Consider the following 16999-nt stretch of genomic DNA (forward strand, 5'->3'; position numbering starts at 1 on the left):
ATTACGAAACAATTTTATTGTTTGTTTAACAAGTACTCGGCATCCCGAAGCAAGTAATCAGCGGCTTTCTCAGTAATATGCTTTCCTCTAAGCGCCTGTACTTGATTCACAAGGGCTGCCAGTTCATTCGCCGCCAATTTGCTTTGCAAGCTCTTTGCAATACCCATGTTATCGATCCAGATATACTCGCCATTGATCCATCCGGCTTCCGTAAAGCGTCTGACCAGGGCCTGCATAGACTCCATGCTGGCGGTAGTCTGGAAGATGACCGTTTGACTGCTCGTATTCCCTGCCATATCGCTAGCCGTTACGACCAACGAATGTGAACCGAGAGGCAAGGATAAGAGCGGAATGCCAGCTCCTTCCCGCACGCTATACGTATCCAGCGTGACCGTAATCTTGCTGTTGTCTACACCGGATAGATTATCGTTGAGCGTCAGAACCGGCGTTATCTCCAAGGAATCGTTATACGCACCGTACACGATACCAGATACGGTAATTGCCGGGGCAGTCGTATCCAGATTGAAGGCGGTCAATTGTACGTTCCCCGCAATCCCTGCTTCGTTCCTTGAACGGTAGCTGACCGTATACTTGCCGTCTTGGTTGAACGTTATCGGCTCTGTGTAACTTTGCCATGTATTGCCGCCCAGACTATATTCCGCATGACCGGAAGTCGACAATTCGACGGTAACCGGCGTCGTGTACCACCCGTTCGTCCCATTCGGGTCCGCAGGATCTTCGGATGCCACGATTTTGTAGATCAAGTTGTCCAGCGCTGTCTTCAAGCTATCGGCAGCTGCGTCAAGTTGGCTTTGGGTTGCTTGTGCAGTTGCATCAACCAACATGGCGCTGGTAAACGCCGTTTGCAATCCTGCATAGCTGTCGTCCGTATAACGCTCGGCAGCAACTTGAACCACTTGCCCCAGCAAGAGGGTAATCCGCTCGCGATCGATCGTCTTTTCGTAGAATTCCAGCTCGCCGACATTGGCAAAGCCAGTCGAAGTGGTATATCGCAAATAATGGTATGGTAAATTTTTGTTAATCTCTTGCGAGTACCATTTTACATCCGTAACGCCATTGATCGTATACAAGTCAGTATAGTTAACCCCATCGTTAGAGCCCTGGATTCGCGCCCCGTTCATCCGGGATGCAGAACCTGGCCGTGGGATATACTTGATGCCGACAATGGTCTTGGCATTTCCCGCACCCAAGTCAACGGTAACCCAACCGGCGGCAGTCTTCGTGTCTGGGTACGTGTTCGGATCGCCGTCAAATGCGCGCCATCCATTCGCTGCTGCGCTTAATTTCCCGTCCCACGAAATACTGGATGCCGTCACCATGGAAGAGGTTATGGCAACTTTCCGGGTCAAAGCGCTGACCGGCACGAGCATCGCCTTGGAATCCTGCATTTGTTGAAGAATGGCTATCTTGTTGACGCCCGGTTTCGACAAGTCGGCCTTGAGCTGGTTCACTCTCAGTTGATACAGGGCATAGCTTTGCTCCGTGTAACCCGCCGGTGGAACCATCTTAGAATCGAGATAGGCGGCATCATAATCCAGTTCGCCATGGAATCTCACTTCCGACATATTCCCGAACCAGGCGTTCCCGTTGAATATGCGGATATACCGGTAAGGAGTATTGTCGGTAATCGACAAGTTCTGCCAATCCTTCGTAGATGCCGCTAATGGAGAGATCGTCGTCCAGTTCGAATTGTCGTTGGATCCCTGAATGGTTGCACCTTTGATCCTGGTGTAGTAGCTGTCTTGCCTTGCCAGCAACTCCACAACCTTTAATTTCGCCTTGGCGCCTCGGAAGTCAAATTTGACCCACGACCCGGCTCCGTTGCCATTCAGCCGGTAATCGGTAACCGAACCGGGATTGCCATCGAAAAGAGCGTTCGCCGTTGCGATTGCGTCTGCCGGGGATCTGCCGTTAGAATCGGTCACATCCGTAATGGATGTCACATTGCGGATCAAGTCCGATTCATCAGCCAAGGTCAAGGAAGATCCGTCGGTAGTCGATGTTTTTGCCGGCGCGTCCAGCCCTTCGGATGTTTTGTATTGGATGCCGAAATTCACCGGTCCCGGAGCAGCATTGGACCCCATCACCGCTTTCGCTGTCCAGTTGATTTGGTCATCCGACATGACCGTCGCATCTTGGCCTTGAATCTTCACGTTCACCGTGTTGATCGGTTCCATCGAAGTGAATGCGAGATTCACCGTATCGCCGGTTTCAATCCGGTCGAGTAAGGCTTGCTCCGAGCTGATGGACACCGAGCTGATCTTCGTCAGTACCTTGGCCGATCCATGGAATCTCACTTCCGCCATATTCCCGAACCAGGCGTTCCCATTGATGATTCGGATATACCGGTAAGGCTGATTGTCGTTAACTGATAAAATTTGCCAATCCTTCGTGGACACAGCACCCGAAGAGATGGTTTTCCAGGTTGTATTGTCATTGGAGCCTTGAATGACCGCGCCATTGATTCGGGTATAGTATCCGTCCTGCCTTGCCAGCAGCTCCACATACTTCAATTGGGCATAGCTGCCTTGCCCGAAGTCGAATTGGACCCACGAATCGGCTCCGTTGCCGTTCAGGCGGTAATCGGTCGATGATGCAGGATTGTTATCGAACAAAACGTTCGCCGTTGCAATAGCGTCTGCCGGCGATCTGCCGTTGGAATCGGTAACCGCAGCGATGGACGTCACATTTGGAATGACATCCGATTCATCCACCAGAATCAAGCGAGACCCGTCGGTTACGAACATCGTTTCCGGGGCATCGGTCCCTTCCGCCGTCTGATAATGAAGCTTGAATGTCACATTGCCCGGCGACGTCCCCTGCTGCATGACCGCTTCGGCCGTCCAGCCCAGGCCATCCTCCGAATGAACGGTCGCGGGTACACCCTGAATCGCAACCTTCACGTTCTGAATGGCTTCCGTCGATTGGAAGGACAATTTCGCTGTGTCTCCCATGACGATCCGCCCTCCGATGACCTGATCCGAACCGATGGAGACCGATGCGATCTTGTTGATGACCTCGTGACGCTTCCCGAAGATATGGAACTCGGACAATTCAATGAAGGGAGCGTCGTACGGTTTTTGAATCAATTCGATCTTCAGAAAACGGAATGGCTCATTCTGGAGCTCTGGCGACACCGCCAACATATTCATGGCTGTCGAAACGGGGGTCACTCCCGGCGTCAACCGGGTCCAGTTTTCTTTGTCGTTGGATCCGTATATGGTAATGCCGCCGCCGCGTTCAGGAAATCCTCCTCGTGCTTGAATCCCGAACGCACTGGCCGAAACCCGAAAATTGGGCCCCATGTCCATATCAACGTCCCTACCGGACGAGCTCGGGTCATTATCCATGTAAGTTCCCGTATTGAAGCCCGCAGACAAGAACATCCCCTGATAATTGATACTGCCGTCGCCCAGCAACGGCGTGGTTAACTGAAGTCCTTGCACGACGCCATGCAGAACCGCCAGCTTCTGATAGAATTCGGCGTCCGTTGCAGTATTCATAACGCTCATGATTTCGTTGTATGCTTGTTTATACGTATCGAGCGTGGCCCAGATATAATCCGTGTTGGCGTCATAGGGCGCAATGACGGCATCCACCGCCGACTGCCGATCATTTGCGACGGTAACCGTGACATCTCTTGTGGATACCGTTGTGCCGTCGGAAGCTTCCACGCTGAAGGCATACGTTCCGGCTTGCGCCGGTTTCCAGGAAAATGTGCCGGTGCTTGTATCGAACACGGCGCCTTCGGGCGCACCCGCGATCCGATAGGTCACGACATCGGACGTGCCTGCGTCCGTTGCCGAGAAATCATAATGGAGCGCCGCATCGGACCCAACATAGGCAAACAGGTTCAAAGCGGTTTTTCCTTCATTAAACACCGGCGGCGTCAGTTCATTGGCCGCGTTGACATTGATATGGTCGATATCGACCGTCGTTCCGTTGCCTATAATCGTGAAATAACTCAGGGTCCAGAGCCCACCGCCTTCAGAATATACATATCTCCATTGCTCCTGGGTATCCGGCAACGTGATCGTTTGGCCCGAGGCTACAAGCTTCGCCGCACCGTTCGTCCGAATCTTGTATCCGAGCACGCTCGAACCGCTGCCGGATTCAACCAAAGCGATTTTGCTGCCGGATTCCGTGGCCTGGATGCGGACGAAGGAAACATCGCCCTCTTGCATGGCGGTCGAGTTGCCGTCCAAGTTGGTGAACCGATCCTCGACCTCCTTCCAATTCGGATTCGGGTTCACCTTCGGGAGATGGGCCGTTCCTTCGGCCTCGGCTTCCTTAGGGATGTACAGCCAATATTCCCCTCCGGAATCCCGTGATGCCCAACTGTAATCCGTCCTCTTGTTGAACATCTCCGTGTAGTAGGGAGCAACTTGCTCCATGTCCAAGCCTTGCTCATATTTATAGTAATAGTACAGATCATAGGCATTGCCGCCGATTCTTCCCCGATATCCGGTATTCAATACCTGGTAAATGACCGGGCTGCCATCCTCGCGCATACGCGCCTCTGTCGGGATCCAAGGCGTATCATAGCCGTTCATATACCGGGCAAAGTAGTCGGTACCCGCCAGAATACGTTTGCCAAGAAAATCGTATGTGGTAACCGCATTCGCTGCAGTGGAAACCGTACCATCTGCCGGGTCCACCTTGGTTCCTTGAGCCTGCAACAGACGCGACAATATGGCAACATTGATGACGTCGCCGGTGCTGTGAGCCTGATCCCTGCCCATCTCCGTTATCTGCACCTGCGGGTTATCTACCTTCTCGCCTGTCTCCGCATTCGTATCGACCAACCGGAACAATCTCAGAATGGAACCGTTTATGTGCTGGTCTAGAGCTGTCTTATTCACCGTGAACCACTCTACGGCCTCGCGATAGCGCTCCACATTGCCGGTGAAGATATAGCCGGAGGTGGAACCTACGAGCGGATACAAATGCTGGTTCATGAAGCGGCCATTCGTATGATTGAAGGTATCGGTGACCGGAACGATCACATTATTCGTGAGCTTGCCCGTATCCTGGTCTGTCCATGCCAGTTCCGGCGTCTGCGTGCTGGTATACCTCATGATCTCTGCGGCGGTAACCATCCGGTAGAGCGGGATACCCGTATGGATGTGCGCATCGGTAAAATACGCGTAATCCGCAGGGTTCTTCTGCTCCCATTTCCGGATAATATACATCGTATTTGCCCGATAAACCTCATCGCCCGTGATCACATACATAAGAGCCTGCGTATACGCTGTTAAGCCATCCCATATAAATTTTTCGTTATAGCCCTGGCTGCACCAACAGCCTTCGGAAAATTTGGACGAGACCGTCTTGGTTGCAAGCGGGACTCCCCACGGGTCAGTCGACGTGGCCATCTGGTTGAAATAGGTTTTCCAAGGCTCCTTATTCGCCCGTATTTGAGTTTGCAAATTCTCGAGTGTTTCCTTGGTCAGCCCGATACCGGGATGTTTGAATCCGCTTTCATCTATGGTTTCATAAATAGTTGGCACATAATCCGTCATGAGCGATGGTGAGGCCGTTTCTGCCGCCGCAGTTCCTGCCGTCAGAGGCAGGAACATGACGGTCATGCTCGCGATAACGAGGATGGATAGGTATTGTTTCAATTTTAGACGAAAACTAGTATGATGCACCTTCATCTGAACTCCCCCATTCCAATGATTTTATTCGACTGCATTAGGTGAATTCAACGTCATATGCATGTTCTCCTACCTGAATATTTCCAGACTCCGGATGGAGAAGGTGCCGACCGTTGATTCGAACATTCCGGAACATCACCCCCTTGACGATTCTGGACTCATCGAATCCGGCAATAACCGACGGATTATCGCAGGCTCCGTTGTAAACGATATTGTCGAACAAAATATTTTCCACCCGGTAACCGGGACATGGATTATATTTGGGATTGAAAAGCACGCGAATATCGATCAATTGTCCGAGCTCGAATGGTTCGACCCGGATATTTCGATAAGTGACATTCCTGACCGTATTGTTGTCGCCGCAATTTATTGACATACATCCCCAATAATACGGCTGCGGCTCATGATGCTCGAGCACATCAATATTTTCGAAAAGGATGTTCTCGACGATGTCCCCTTTCTCATGATTGCCGTGCCCGCCGACATTCATCGGATGAGCCACATCCGCCCATAAGACGGAATTGCGGACGGTGACATTCCGTGTGTCGCCCTGGTAATCCCCACGACTGGCGTAAACCGCAATGCAATCGTCGGAATTGCGCATAAACACATCTAGAATCTCGATATCCGTGCTGGACATCATATCGATCCCGTCCGACCACCCTCGGGTGCTGAATGACTTGATGTTGCGGATCGTGATATGCTCGGAATTCCCGATCATAACGGTATAATGTGGGGGATCGACCGCGATGATTCCTTCAATCTGAACGTTTCTGGAGAACAGGATCTCAACGGTGCGGTAATAGGTTGTCTTCTCGAAATCGGACATGTAGATGATCCCGCGCCCCCGGATCGTCACATCCTGTACATGGTCGCAGACGAACGATCCGGCCACGACTGCTCCGCCGGCGATATATACCGTCATGCCGGAAGGGATATGAAGCTTCGGCTGTTCCAGGACATGCATGCCGGATTCGAAATAAAGAACAGAACCCTCACGGGAAACCAGCTGTTGAAGCTCATCCGTCTGATGTCTGCCTGGCTGAACAACGACAACGCCGGGATCGGCAGGGTTCGGCGAGTCTTCCTCGATCGGATTGGCGAAAATGTGCAAATTATGAAACCGGTCTCCATTCACTTCGAACGACAATTTACGGGGGCCGTCCAATTTGAACGTCACCCGGTTTTCGTTCACAACGCCGTGAATCCCCGCAGATACAGGGCGGATCTCCACGCTTCGAATGTCCCCGTAATTCTTGGTCACTTCGACTTCAACCGCACCGGCGCAATCGAAATAGACCATCGAGGCGTTCCGCACATTGTGCATGTCAACCTTCACGTTGTAACAGAACAAGGGCTGCCATTCGCCCTGATCTTGTCGAACACGCACGGTATAGTCGGAATTACCTGCCGCCCCCCCAGGAGCCGGGTATGTGATCATTCGCTTCGACGAAACGGTCATCGATATCCCACCTTGCTTTGAATAGTATCAGTTTGACCGGAACACGTGAGACGTGTTCCGGTCAAATTAGATCATGCTTTGTCCAGATTACTTCGCAGCCTTACGCTCTGTATATACCTTGTTGGCTTCGTCCGTCAATTCCTGGCCGCCGGCCTTCAACCATTCCGCCTTGAAAGTGTCGAATTCTTTGTCCGTATCTGCTGCGCCTGTGATTGCCTTTATCAAGTACTTATCCTGCAGCGTCTGAAGATTTGCCCAGTACTTCGCCTTGGCCGACAATACAGCAGGTACAATAACATCTTTCAACGGCTCATAACCGACATCCAGCTTCGCCTTCAGCTCCCGCAGTTCATTACTCGTATTAAATTTCTGCTTGGCAGTATCTACGGCATTAAGCGGGTTGTAGAAGCTGCCGGCGCCGACTTTAGCAGTTGCGGCTTCAGGATCCGTCTTGGCGACGACAAAGTCGCCGTTCGGCTGATCATAGTTTTTGCCCTTTTCGCCGTATACAGTCAACAGCCAGTATTCGTCGTTAGTAGCAAGGAAGTCCAGGATTTGCTCAATCTTAACCCGTTTCGCTTCATCTTTCTCAAGATGTACGCCCAAGAGTACGGGGGCTTGACGCGCGCCGTAAGACCAGCTGTACGGTTTGCCGGCCGGGCCTACAACCGGCTTTCCTGCGATGACGTTCTGTCCCTTGTCCGCTGCGGGCTTCGCAATAAACCCGGAGGTATTGACAAAGTTACCCCATCCCATGTTTTCGACCATACCGACCTTTTGGTTGGCGAATTTTTCATTGAGCTGGCCGTTGTCGGTCGTCAGAAACTCGGGATCGATAAGCCCTGACTTATACCACTTGTCCAGAAGCTTGAGCGCCGTGCGGGTTTCTTCAGTGATGCCTCCATACACAACCTTGCCGTCTGCGTCCAGCTTGAACGCGTACGGATTAACGCCGTGAGCAGCGAAAATGGAAGTGAACATCTGGATGGGGAGCTTGCCTCGGGCCGACATACCGTATGTATCCTTCTTGCCGTTGCCGTCCGGATCGTTATTGACGAATTTGGTGAGTACATCCTCCAGCTCCGCAAGCGTCTTCGGCGGCTCGTTGTAGCCGACCTTCTTCAACCAAGCTTCATTGTAACCGGGGATGAAGCTGGAGTTGCCGTTCGGCCACACCTTCGGAATCCCCCAGTCCTTCCCTTTGTAGAAGCCGACATCCCAAGCGCCGGCATCCGTTAATTCCAGCGCTTTCATATAATTCGGCATGTTCTTTTTGAGCTCATCCCGAGAAAGACTGGCAATAACACCTTGGTCAGCCCAAGCGGCCATATCGGTTTCATTCGCATCGATCGGGAAGATATCCGGCACTTGTCCGGAGGCAAGCAGAACATTGAATTTTTCCTTCCAGCTTTGGCGTTCGAACTTAACCGTTTTGATCTTGACATTGAATTTCTCTTCAATCTTCTTCTGCACCAGATTTTCTTCGGATTCCGGGGAATTGAAGTTGTTCGACCAAACAATCTCGATCGGTTTCGCATTGGCCGCCGTTGTCGCTGCACCCCCGCTAGCTTGCGGTGAAGCAGTACCTTCGATTCCAGTTTTGCTGCTGCAACCGGTTGTGACGGCAAGCGACATCGACAATACAACTACCGTCAAGCCCAACAGTTTCTTCTTTCTTTGACTCATTGCTTTGTCCTCCCTTTTCATCGTACTCACATTATTTTATTTAAACGGAACGCTTCTGAAGCGCACCGGTTAAACCAACTATCCCTTAATCGAACCGACCAAGGTGCCTTTGACAAAATATTTCTGAAGAAACGGATATATGATCAGGATTGGCAGCGCGGTAAACATAATTACGGCGGCCTTGACGGTCTCCGCAGCCATATTTTCATCCTTGGGGGGCAGGAGCGGATCGCTCTCGGCAGCGATGACAAGCCGCCTCAAGAAGGTCTGAAGCACGTACAGCTTTTGATCCTGCAGATAGATCATGGCATCGAACCATGCGTTCCAATGCCCGACAGCGGACCAAAGCGCCAAAGTTGCGAGCACCGGCTTCGACAGCGGAATGACAATGGTAAACAATATCCGCAGGTCGCTGGCACCATCCATTTTCGCCGAATCCTCAAGCTCTTCCGGCATGGTCATGAAGAAATTGCGGAGAATCAGAAGTGAAAACGTGCTGATCAAGCCGGGGATGATCAAGACCCAGCGGGAATCGATGAGTCCGAGCGATTTGATCAAGAGATAAGATGGAATAAGACCTCCGCTAAAAAACATCGTGACGACGATAAACATCATGTAAAAGCTGCGATGCGGCAGATGCTTCTTCGAAAGTGGATAAGCCGCCATCGACAAGGCAAGGAGCGTCAGAAAGGTCCCGACTAGGGTACGAAAAACGGTGTTTCCTAAAGCACGCCAAACATTGATGTCTTCCACAACCCGCTCCCAGGCTAACCAAGATATCTCGTGCGGGTACCAGTGCAAGCCAGGCCGGACTGCCTCCGCCGTCGTGCTCAGCGATATCGAGAGCACATGCGCAAACGGATAAAGCATAGCGGCACACACCATAAAGATAAATCCGATCAGGAAAACCTGAAACACTTTCTCACCGGAACTGAGTCTCATGCTTGTTCATCCCTTTCGGGTCATGGAGTTATGTAATTCCTTCCTGACCCAATTTTTTCACAATATAGTTGGCAGACAATACCAGAATCAGTGCGACCACATTTTTGAATATGCCGACAGCCGTCGTCAAGCTGTACTGTGCGTTCTGCAAGCCTACGCGATATACGTAAGTGTCCAGCACATCGGCAACATCATATACGGCAGGCGTATATAACGTGAAGATCTGGTCGAAGCCGGCATCCAGAATGTGGCCTACCCTAAGGATCAACAAGATGGTGATCACCGGAAGAATGGACGGAATCGTAATGTGCAGCGTTTGCTTCCATCGGTTCGCTCCGTCGATGACGGCGGCTTCGTACAATTGCTGATCAATGCCGGCCAAAGCTGCCAAATAGATAATCATGCCCCATCCGACTTCTTTCCATATAGCGGATACCACCAGTGTAAACCGGAACCAGCTTTCATCTGCCAGAAAATAGATCGACTTAAAACCGAGCCCCTTGATGAAATAGTTTACAACCCCGCTTTCCGGTGACAAAAGGGAAATCATAATGCCCCCGAGAACGATCCACGATAAAAAGTGCGGCAAGTACGAGATCGTTTGGGCGACCTTCTTAAACATCGTCAGCCGGACTTCATTAAACAGCAGCGCCAGTATGATTGGAGCCGGGAAACCGAATACGATTTGATAGAAGCTGATCAAAAGCGTATTCTTCATGATTTTCCAAAAGTCGGGGGACATCACAAACATATAATGAAAGTGTTTAAACCCCACCCATGGACTATCCACTATCCCTTTCATTACATAAAAATCTTTAAATGCCAGTTGAATGCCGTACATCGGTGCGTAATGAAAAACGGCGTACCAGATTAGCACAGGAGCCAATAACAGAAACAAAGCTTTGTTCTTTTTATATTGTCTCCAGGTGTAGCCCCACTTGGATTCCGTTTTTCTTCCGGTCTCTTTGGTAACGCTTACTTCGGAGGCGTGTGCCGGATTCATATTTGCATCTCCTTTCCAAGTTTGAGTTGGTGTGACCCTGCTGCTATGCTCCAAATGTAAACGATTGAAAGCGCTCTTTCCATGTCAATTTCATTTGAATTTTTTTGAATTCTTTCAAAATCGGATGTTAATTTCTTTAGAAATGAAAAAAAACAGCCTGAAATCGGCTGTTTGGGAAATATTGGGGACGGAAATGCGCTATTCTGCCACATTGAGCTTCCTATTCGATTACTTCTTTTGCCGCTGTGCATATACCTTGTTGGCTTCGTCCGTCAATTCTTGGCCTCCGGATTTCAGCCAATTCGCCTTAAAATCGTCGAACCCTTTATCCGTATCCGCTTTACCGATGACGGCTTTAATCAAATAATTGTCCATCAGCGTCTGCAAACTCGCCCAATATTTTGCCTTGGCGGTCAATACGGTCGGGCCAATAACGTCCCTGAGTGGTTCATAACCACTGTCCAGCTTCGCCTTCAGATTCAGCGATTCCCTGGTCGTGTTATATTTCACCATGGAAGTATCAACATACACAAGCGGGTTGTAGAAGCTGCCGGCGCCGGCTTTTGAGGCCTCCGGTGTCAGCCTTGCAACGACAAAGTCGCCGTTCATATCGTAGTTGACGCCCTTCTCACCGTAATTCGTAAGCAGCCAGCCTTCCGGATTTGTTGCCACGTATTCGAGAATTTGCTCAATCCTGGCCCGTTTCGCTGCATCCTTCTCAAGCTGCACACCTAACAATACAGGGGCTTGACGCGCGCCGTAGGAGAAGGCATACGCTTTGCCGGCTGGCCCGATAACCGGCTTTCCTGCAATAACGTGTTGGCCCTTTTCCAATGCGGATTTCGTAATATATCCGGATTCGACGTCAAAGTTGCGCCAACCCATGTTATCGACCATGCCGATCTTTTGGTTGGCGAATTTATCATTGAGCTGACCGTTATCCGCCGTGATGAACTCCGGATCGATAAGTCCGGCTTCGAACCACTTGTTCAGGAGCTTGAGCGCCGAGCGAGTTTCTTCCGTGATACCGCCATATACGACTTTGCCGTCGGCACCTAGCATGAACTGATACGGCGATACGCCGTAAGCCGAGAATACGGAAGTGAACATTTGGAACGGGAGCTTGCCTCGGCCCGACATGCCGTACGTATCCTTCTTGCCGTTGCCGTCCGGATCGTTGTTGAGGAATTTGGTGAGCACATCCTCCAGCTCCGCGAGCGTCTTCGGAGGCTCGGTATAGCCGATCTTCTTCAGCCATGCTTCATTGTAACCGGGGATCATACCTGAATTGCCGGTAGGCCATACTTTAGGAATCCCCCAGTTATTTCCATTATAGTAACCGACATTCCATGAGCCGGCGTCAATCGATTCCAGCGCCTTCGTATACTTCGGCATATTGTTTCTGATTTCATCTGGGGAAATACTGGCAATGATGCCCTGATCCGCCCATGCGGCCATATCGGTTTCATCTGCATCGATCGGGAAAATGTCGGGAATTTGTCCGGAAGCAAGCAGGACGTTGAACTTATCCTTCCATCCCTGGCGGTCAAGTTTGACGTTTTTGATTTTAACGTCGAATTTTTGCTCCAGCTGCTTCTGCACATAGTTGCCGTCAGCTTCAGGAGGACTGAAGTTGTTCGCCCACGTAATCTCGATCGGTTTGTCGCCGGCCTCGGGCTTCGCCGTTTCTACGAATGCCTTCGGTGTAGTCTTGCTATCGCTTTCTTTGCCGCAACCGGCCGCGACGAGAGACATCGACAAGACGATGCTCATCAGACCAAGCAAAGTCTGCTTTCTTTGGTTCATTGTTTTGTCCTCCCCTTTTAATTTCTTTATTTAGAAATGGAAGAAACAGCCGTTAAAAGGCTGTTTAAGGAAAAAACCCGCTAGTTGGTCGCACTCGCCGTTGGTTTCGTTTGTCTGAACTGAACCGGAGTAATGCCAAAACGTGCTTTGAATTTAACATGAAAATATTGCAAGTTACGATATCCGACAAGTGAAGCGATTTCCGTAACGGACAACTTATCGTCCTCCCGCAGCAAGCAAGCGGCTTTTTCGAGTCTGATTCGGGTCACGTATTCGGTAAACGATTCGTTCATCACTTCGCCGAACAAGGTGGAAATGTAGGCAGGAGCGAGCGAAGCAACTTCGGAAAGAACGTTGAGCGAAAGCTCTTCGTGCAAATGCTCATCGATATAGGCTTTCAGCTTGAAAATGACTTCCGCTTGCTTATGCTTGACTGAATCCCGCACATGGACCCCAATCCGTTCGGAAAGTCTGCGAATTGATGCCATCGTGTCCGCCAGCGTATCTTTCTTCAGTTCGTCAAACAGATTGGAAGGAGGAACGATTTGCTGCAGCCCCAGCTCAATGATCGTTTCGTACAGTGCGGAAACGAGCTGAAGAAGCGCGAGTTCCACCGATTCAAGCTGCATATTCCGTTCCATCAGAATCGCAGCGAATTCATCGATAAATAGATTAGCGCCCTCTACATCCCCGGCCTTAAGCGTATTCTGAAATGTAGCCAGAGGAATTAGTGGCGGCTTCGGATCAAAAGCGGAAATTTTCGAATGAAGAATGATTGCTTCAGGACCGTACATAAAGCGATATCGATACGCTTGATGAGCAACTCGATAGGAAAGAGGAATTTTTTCGGGCGATACGACCGAAGTACCGATACCCGCTCCGAATCGAAGCTCTCCCCGTACTTCGTCCTTGATTTTGTCCAATTCCGCTGCTACCATCTCATCATCCATCTCGGTACGTGAATCCAGGAAGTAAATGATGGCCACTTCCTGCGAATTCAAGCAAACAACCTCGTATGGCACGGTGCGATCGAATTGCTCGTATCGCATCTTAAGCTTCTCGCTATCGCCTTCGATGAGTTGGGCATGTACCACCTGATAACGGCATTCCTGTTGCAGACCATCCACATGTACTAGACCGAGACTGGCGCCCAACACCAGGTTTTTCATCTCATTCTTTTTGGCCTGAGATTCCAAACTCACGATTTTTTGTCCCATGAAGTTGAGCGCACTGCCTATAATCATATATTCATTCGCATGGCCGGGGTTCAGACCCGGTTGATACAGGTTGCGAACATGTTGGATCAGCTTTTTCATCGGGAGATAGAAACGTTTGGAAATCAGGTAGGAAACCGCAAGCCCGAACACGAGCACAAGACAGCAGGCTACGAAAATTTTGGTTTTCATTCGTTTTGAATCCAGCACGAATGAATTCATCGGCCGAACCATCGCATAAGTCCAACCAAGTTCCGACTTCGAGCCGGCGAGATGCGATAATACGATGGTACCGCGCACACTGTCGCTGATCTTTGAGACGGTCTTGCCGGATCCGACGGCTTGCTGAAGCAGCCCGACTTCTTCCGGATTCTCCCCGGCTGTTTGCAGGAGTACATTCCCGTTCGCATCGAATATATAGAACCTCTCGAATGAGGAGGTAATGATTTTAGCTACAGCCTGCTTCAGGTACTCCAGATCGACGTCAACATATAGGTATCCTTTCGGCGAAGAGCTGCCAATCCCATATGGGAGCTTAACGACATACGTCATCACTTGTTTTCCGTCCGGCAATGTGCGGATCATCCACCGGTTCGGAGCAATTTGCGAAAGTTGCCCTATAAAACCGAAGTCCTTGGAGTTTTCAGGATTTTCAATGAAAAGATCGCTGTTTACAACATAATTTCCTTTATGAAAATACACGGTTATATTGGAAGCGCCTTCAGATGTTTTCCTAAAACTGTCAAGATCTTGTTGCAAGGATAAAATTAGATCAAGGTTTCCTACCCATTCATTATCCAGCAAATAATTTAAATTAGAGTTGTTCCGAGTGAAAATGGTGGGTATGACCTTATTTTGTAGATTGTCTTCGTATTTTTGCAGCAAGCTCCGTTCCACATAATCCTTTGCCGTAACGAGACGGCTTTGGCTATCCCTGGCGATTTCGTTCACCATCATCTGATTGGCCTGCGTGTACAGGTAGCCCCCCGCAAGTCCGAGCAGCACGATAGCTAATGCCGTATGCGATAAGATGAGGCGGTTAAAAAAGGTATCTCTATAAAAAGACAAGAATTTCATGAGTATCCTCCCGCACAATCCTTGATACCGTACAACTTCTGAATGTTTCTCTTCCATTGCCCTCGGGTAAAACCAATATACCAATCTTTTGCTTGATTTGCCATAGGTTCGTAGATTGCAAGTGTCGGAAATCAATGAACAAACAACTATACAAATAATAAGCGTTCACCATAGAGTGAACGCCTAATTACTTAAAAACTTTATTCTTCAAAATTTTGTTTGTTACTTCAAGACTTTATTTGTTTGCTCAAATTGATTTCGAGAATTAAGCGTTGTGGGCTTATTCCATAATTTGAAGATCTGCAATGGAAAATAAAACTGCTGATCCGCTGATGGTTACCCTGTCACCGACTAATCCACAATACAATGTTCCACCACGCTTGGAAAGCTGCCTCGCCACCATTTCGTTCTTACCTAGGCGTTTTGCCCAGAAAGGGATAAAATTACAATCCGCCTTCAATTGCTCCTAATAACACGTTCTTCCCCTCGCAACTTTAGTCGTTTTTCTTTGTTTTTCTTGCCCTACTATCTGATATTTAGTTCGTACCGCCAACCGGCGACTTTCACTGATGAATCATGTGATCCTCTCGATACTGACCTGGGCTAATGCCGACATGCTTTTTGAATACATGACCGAAATACCTTTGGTTATCGTATCCAACAGATTTTGATATTCTGGAAATTTTGAGACTGCTTTCCCTCAGCAGTTGTTTCGACTTTTGGATTCGCAAGGAAGTGATGTACTCCAAGATTGTCTGTCCGGTCGATTTGGAATATAAGTTGCTAATATAAGAGGCACTGAGGTCAACGTGCTCCGCCAATTGATCCAACTGAATATTCTCACAGTAGTGTGTCTCGAGATAAGTTTTAATCTCTTGAACCAATTTTTCTTTTAGGGTAGTTTTAGTCACATTCAGAAAGAACTGGACACTCTTCAACAATTCGTGACATTCCTTTTTCAACGACAACCAGCTTGATGCTTGCAGCATATTATCGAGCACCGTTGACCGGTCTCCAATTACTTTCTCGATTTTCACGCCATAATCTTCCTCAATCTTATTAAGCATCCAGTTTGTCCACTGTACAGCCGTCTTCTTTATGATGAAGGGAGTGATCAAACCACTCGATCCCTTATCCGTCCACAAATCGAGCATTTCCTCAAATTTTCGGGAGTAAGGGATTATTACCTCGAGCCACTCCGATGCAAATTGATCGGAAACGTAAGAGAGTTCTAGCCACCTTTTGCCATCAACCACAGCAATATTGAAAAATAGCCCCATTTGGCATGCCCCATCCGCAGCTAAAAAAGATTTGTGAGCATCCATAATATCCCCGACTATAGTGCCGGTCCCGAACACCAATGACAAGCAATCCGGAGTAATGCCATACGAGAATCTGGATGCTGCAAGCTTAAGGATTTCCCTCAAATGGTTTGGATCATCTAATGAAACCATACAAAATAAGATGATCTTTTGCTTTTCATAAAGGAGTTCAACCGTTATTCCTTTTGTGGAGAAAAAATCCAATATGGAATCTGTAATACCATCGGCTTTCAAACGTTCTAGCCAATGCGTTGTCGCACTGCTTATTACAATTGCGGAATACTGGGTATATTGCTCAAACGGCTTATGGTCGAACGAAGGATCCTTCCCGTGAACAACAAGATCAGTAAGTACGGCCCGATCCAATGCCTCAGCAATCCGACGTTCTGGACGAATTACGTTTTTTTCAAATTTCCGTTCTAAACGATCAATGGCTCTCTTAACTGTATTAGCGACCTCATCCAATTCCACCGGCTTAATGAGATAATCAACGGCCTCTAATTCAATCGCTTCCTTGGCGTATTCAAACTCTGAATATCCACTCTCGATTATGAACTCCGCCTTGATTCCATGTTTCTTAACCGCACGGATTAACTCAAGTCCGTTTAGACCTGGCATCCGTATATCCGTTAAAACGATATCCGGCTCCGTTTGGATAATCTGGTTCAGGGCTTGTTTACCATTGTACGCTGTTCCCACAATCTGAACTCCGTAATCGTTCCAGTTGATCATGGTTGATAATGTTTCCACAACCAACTGTTCATCATCCACTATGAAAAGTCTATACATGTTGTACTCCCACCTTCACT

8 protein-coding genes and 1 pseudogene are annotated in these 16999 nt (G+C 49.2%); all 9 read right to left on the bottom strand.

Annotated features, from left to right (window positions below; genetic code table 11):
* Nucleotides 1-14: 14 nt before the first annotated feature.
* On the bottom strand, nt 15-5678 hold the full coding sequence (locus ASG85_RS34645; protein ID WP_057307807.1) for a discoidin domain-containing protein: 5664 nt from the start codon (nt 5676-5678) through the stop codon (nt 15-17).
* 37 nt (nt 5679-5715) lie between these two features.
* Nucleotides 5716-7140 (bottom strand): glycosyl hydrolase family 28 protein, encoded by a 1425-nt coding sequence (locus ASG85_RS34650; protein WP_082588346.1) that lies wholly within the window; start codon nt 7138-7140, stop codon nt 5716-5718.
* An 87-nt stretch (nt 7141-7227) separates the two neighbouring features.
* Nucleotides 7228-8826, bottom strand: a complete 1599-nt coding sequence (locus tag ASG85_RS34655) for an extracellular solute-binding protein (protein ID WP_060649269.1) — start codon at nt 8824-8826, stop codon at nt 7228-7230.
* A 78-nt stretch (nt 8827-8904) separates the two neighbouring features.
* Nucleotides 8905-9768 carry a carbohydrate ABC transporter permease gene (locus tag ASG85_RS34660; RefSeq protein ID WP_057307809.1) on the bottom strand — a complete coding sequence of 288 codons (864 nt, stop codon included), beginning with the start codon at nt 9766-9768 and terminating at the stop codon, nt 8905-8907.
* Nucleotides 9769-9796: 28 nt separating this feature from the next.
* Nucleotides 9797-10771, bottom strand: coding sequence for an ABC transporter permease (locus ASG85_RS34665; RefSeq protein ID WP_057307810.1), 975 nt, complete (start codon nt 10769-10771; stop codon nt 9797-9799).
* A gap of 228 nt (nt 10772-10999) precedes the next feature.
* A complete protein-coding gene (locus ASG85_RS34675) occupies nt 11000-12577 on the bottom strand; it encodes an extracellular solute-binding protein (RefSeq protein WP_057307812.1) in 1578 nt (525 codons plus the stop codon).
* 80 nt (nt 12578-12657) lie between these two features.
* Nucleotides 12658-14868 carry an AraC family transcriptional regulator gene (locus ASG85_RS34680; protein ID WP_057307813.1) on the bottom strand — a complete coding sequence of 737 codons (2211 nt, stop codon included), beginning with the start codon at nt 14866-14868 and terminating at the stop codon, nt 12658-12660.
* A 280-nt stretch (nt 14869-15148) separates the two neighbouring features.
* Nucleotides 15149-15322, bottom strand: a pseudogene (locus ASG85_RS39520) (phenazine biosynthesis protein); the annotation flags it as partial.
* A 109-nt stretch (nt 15323-15431) separates the two neighbouring features.
* Nucleotides 15432-16979, bottom strand: a complete 1548-nt coding sequence (locus tag ASG85_RS34685; protein ID WP_057307814.1) for a response regulator transcription factor — start codon at nt 16977-16979, stop codon at nt 15432-15434.
* Between the last annotated feature and the right edge of the window lie 20 nt (nt 16980-16999).

Source organism: Paenibacillus sp. Soil724D2 (assembly GCF_001427935.1).
Taxonomy (GTDB): domain Bacteria; phylum Bacillota; class Bacilli; order Paenibacillales; family NBRC-103111; genus Paenibacillus_E.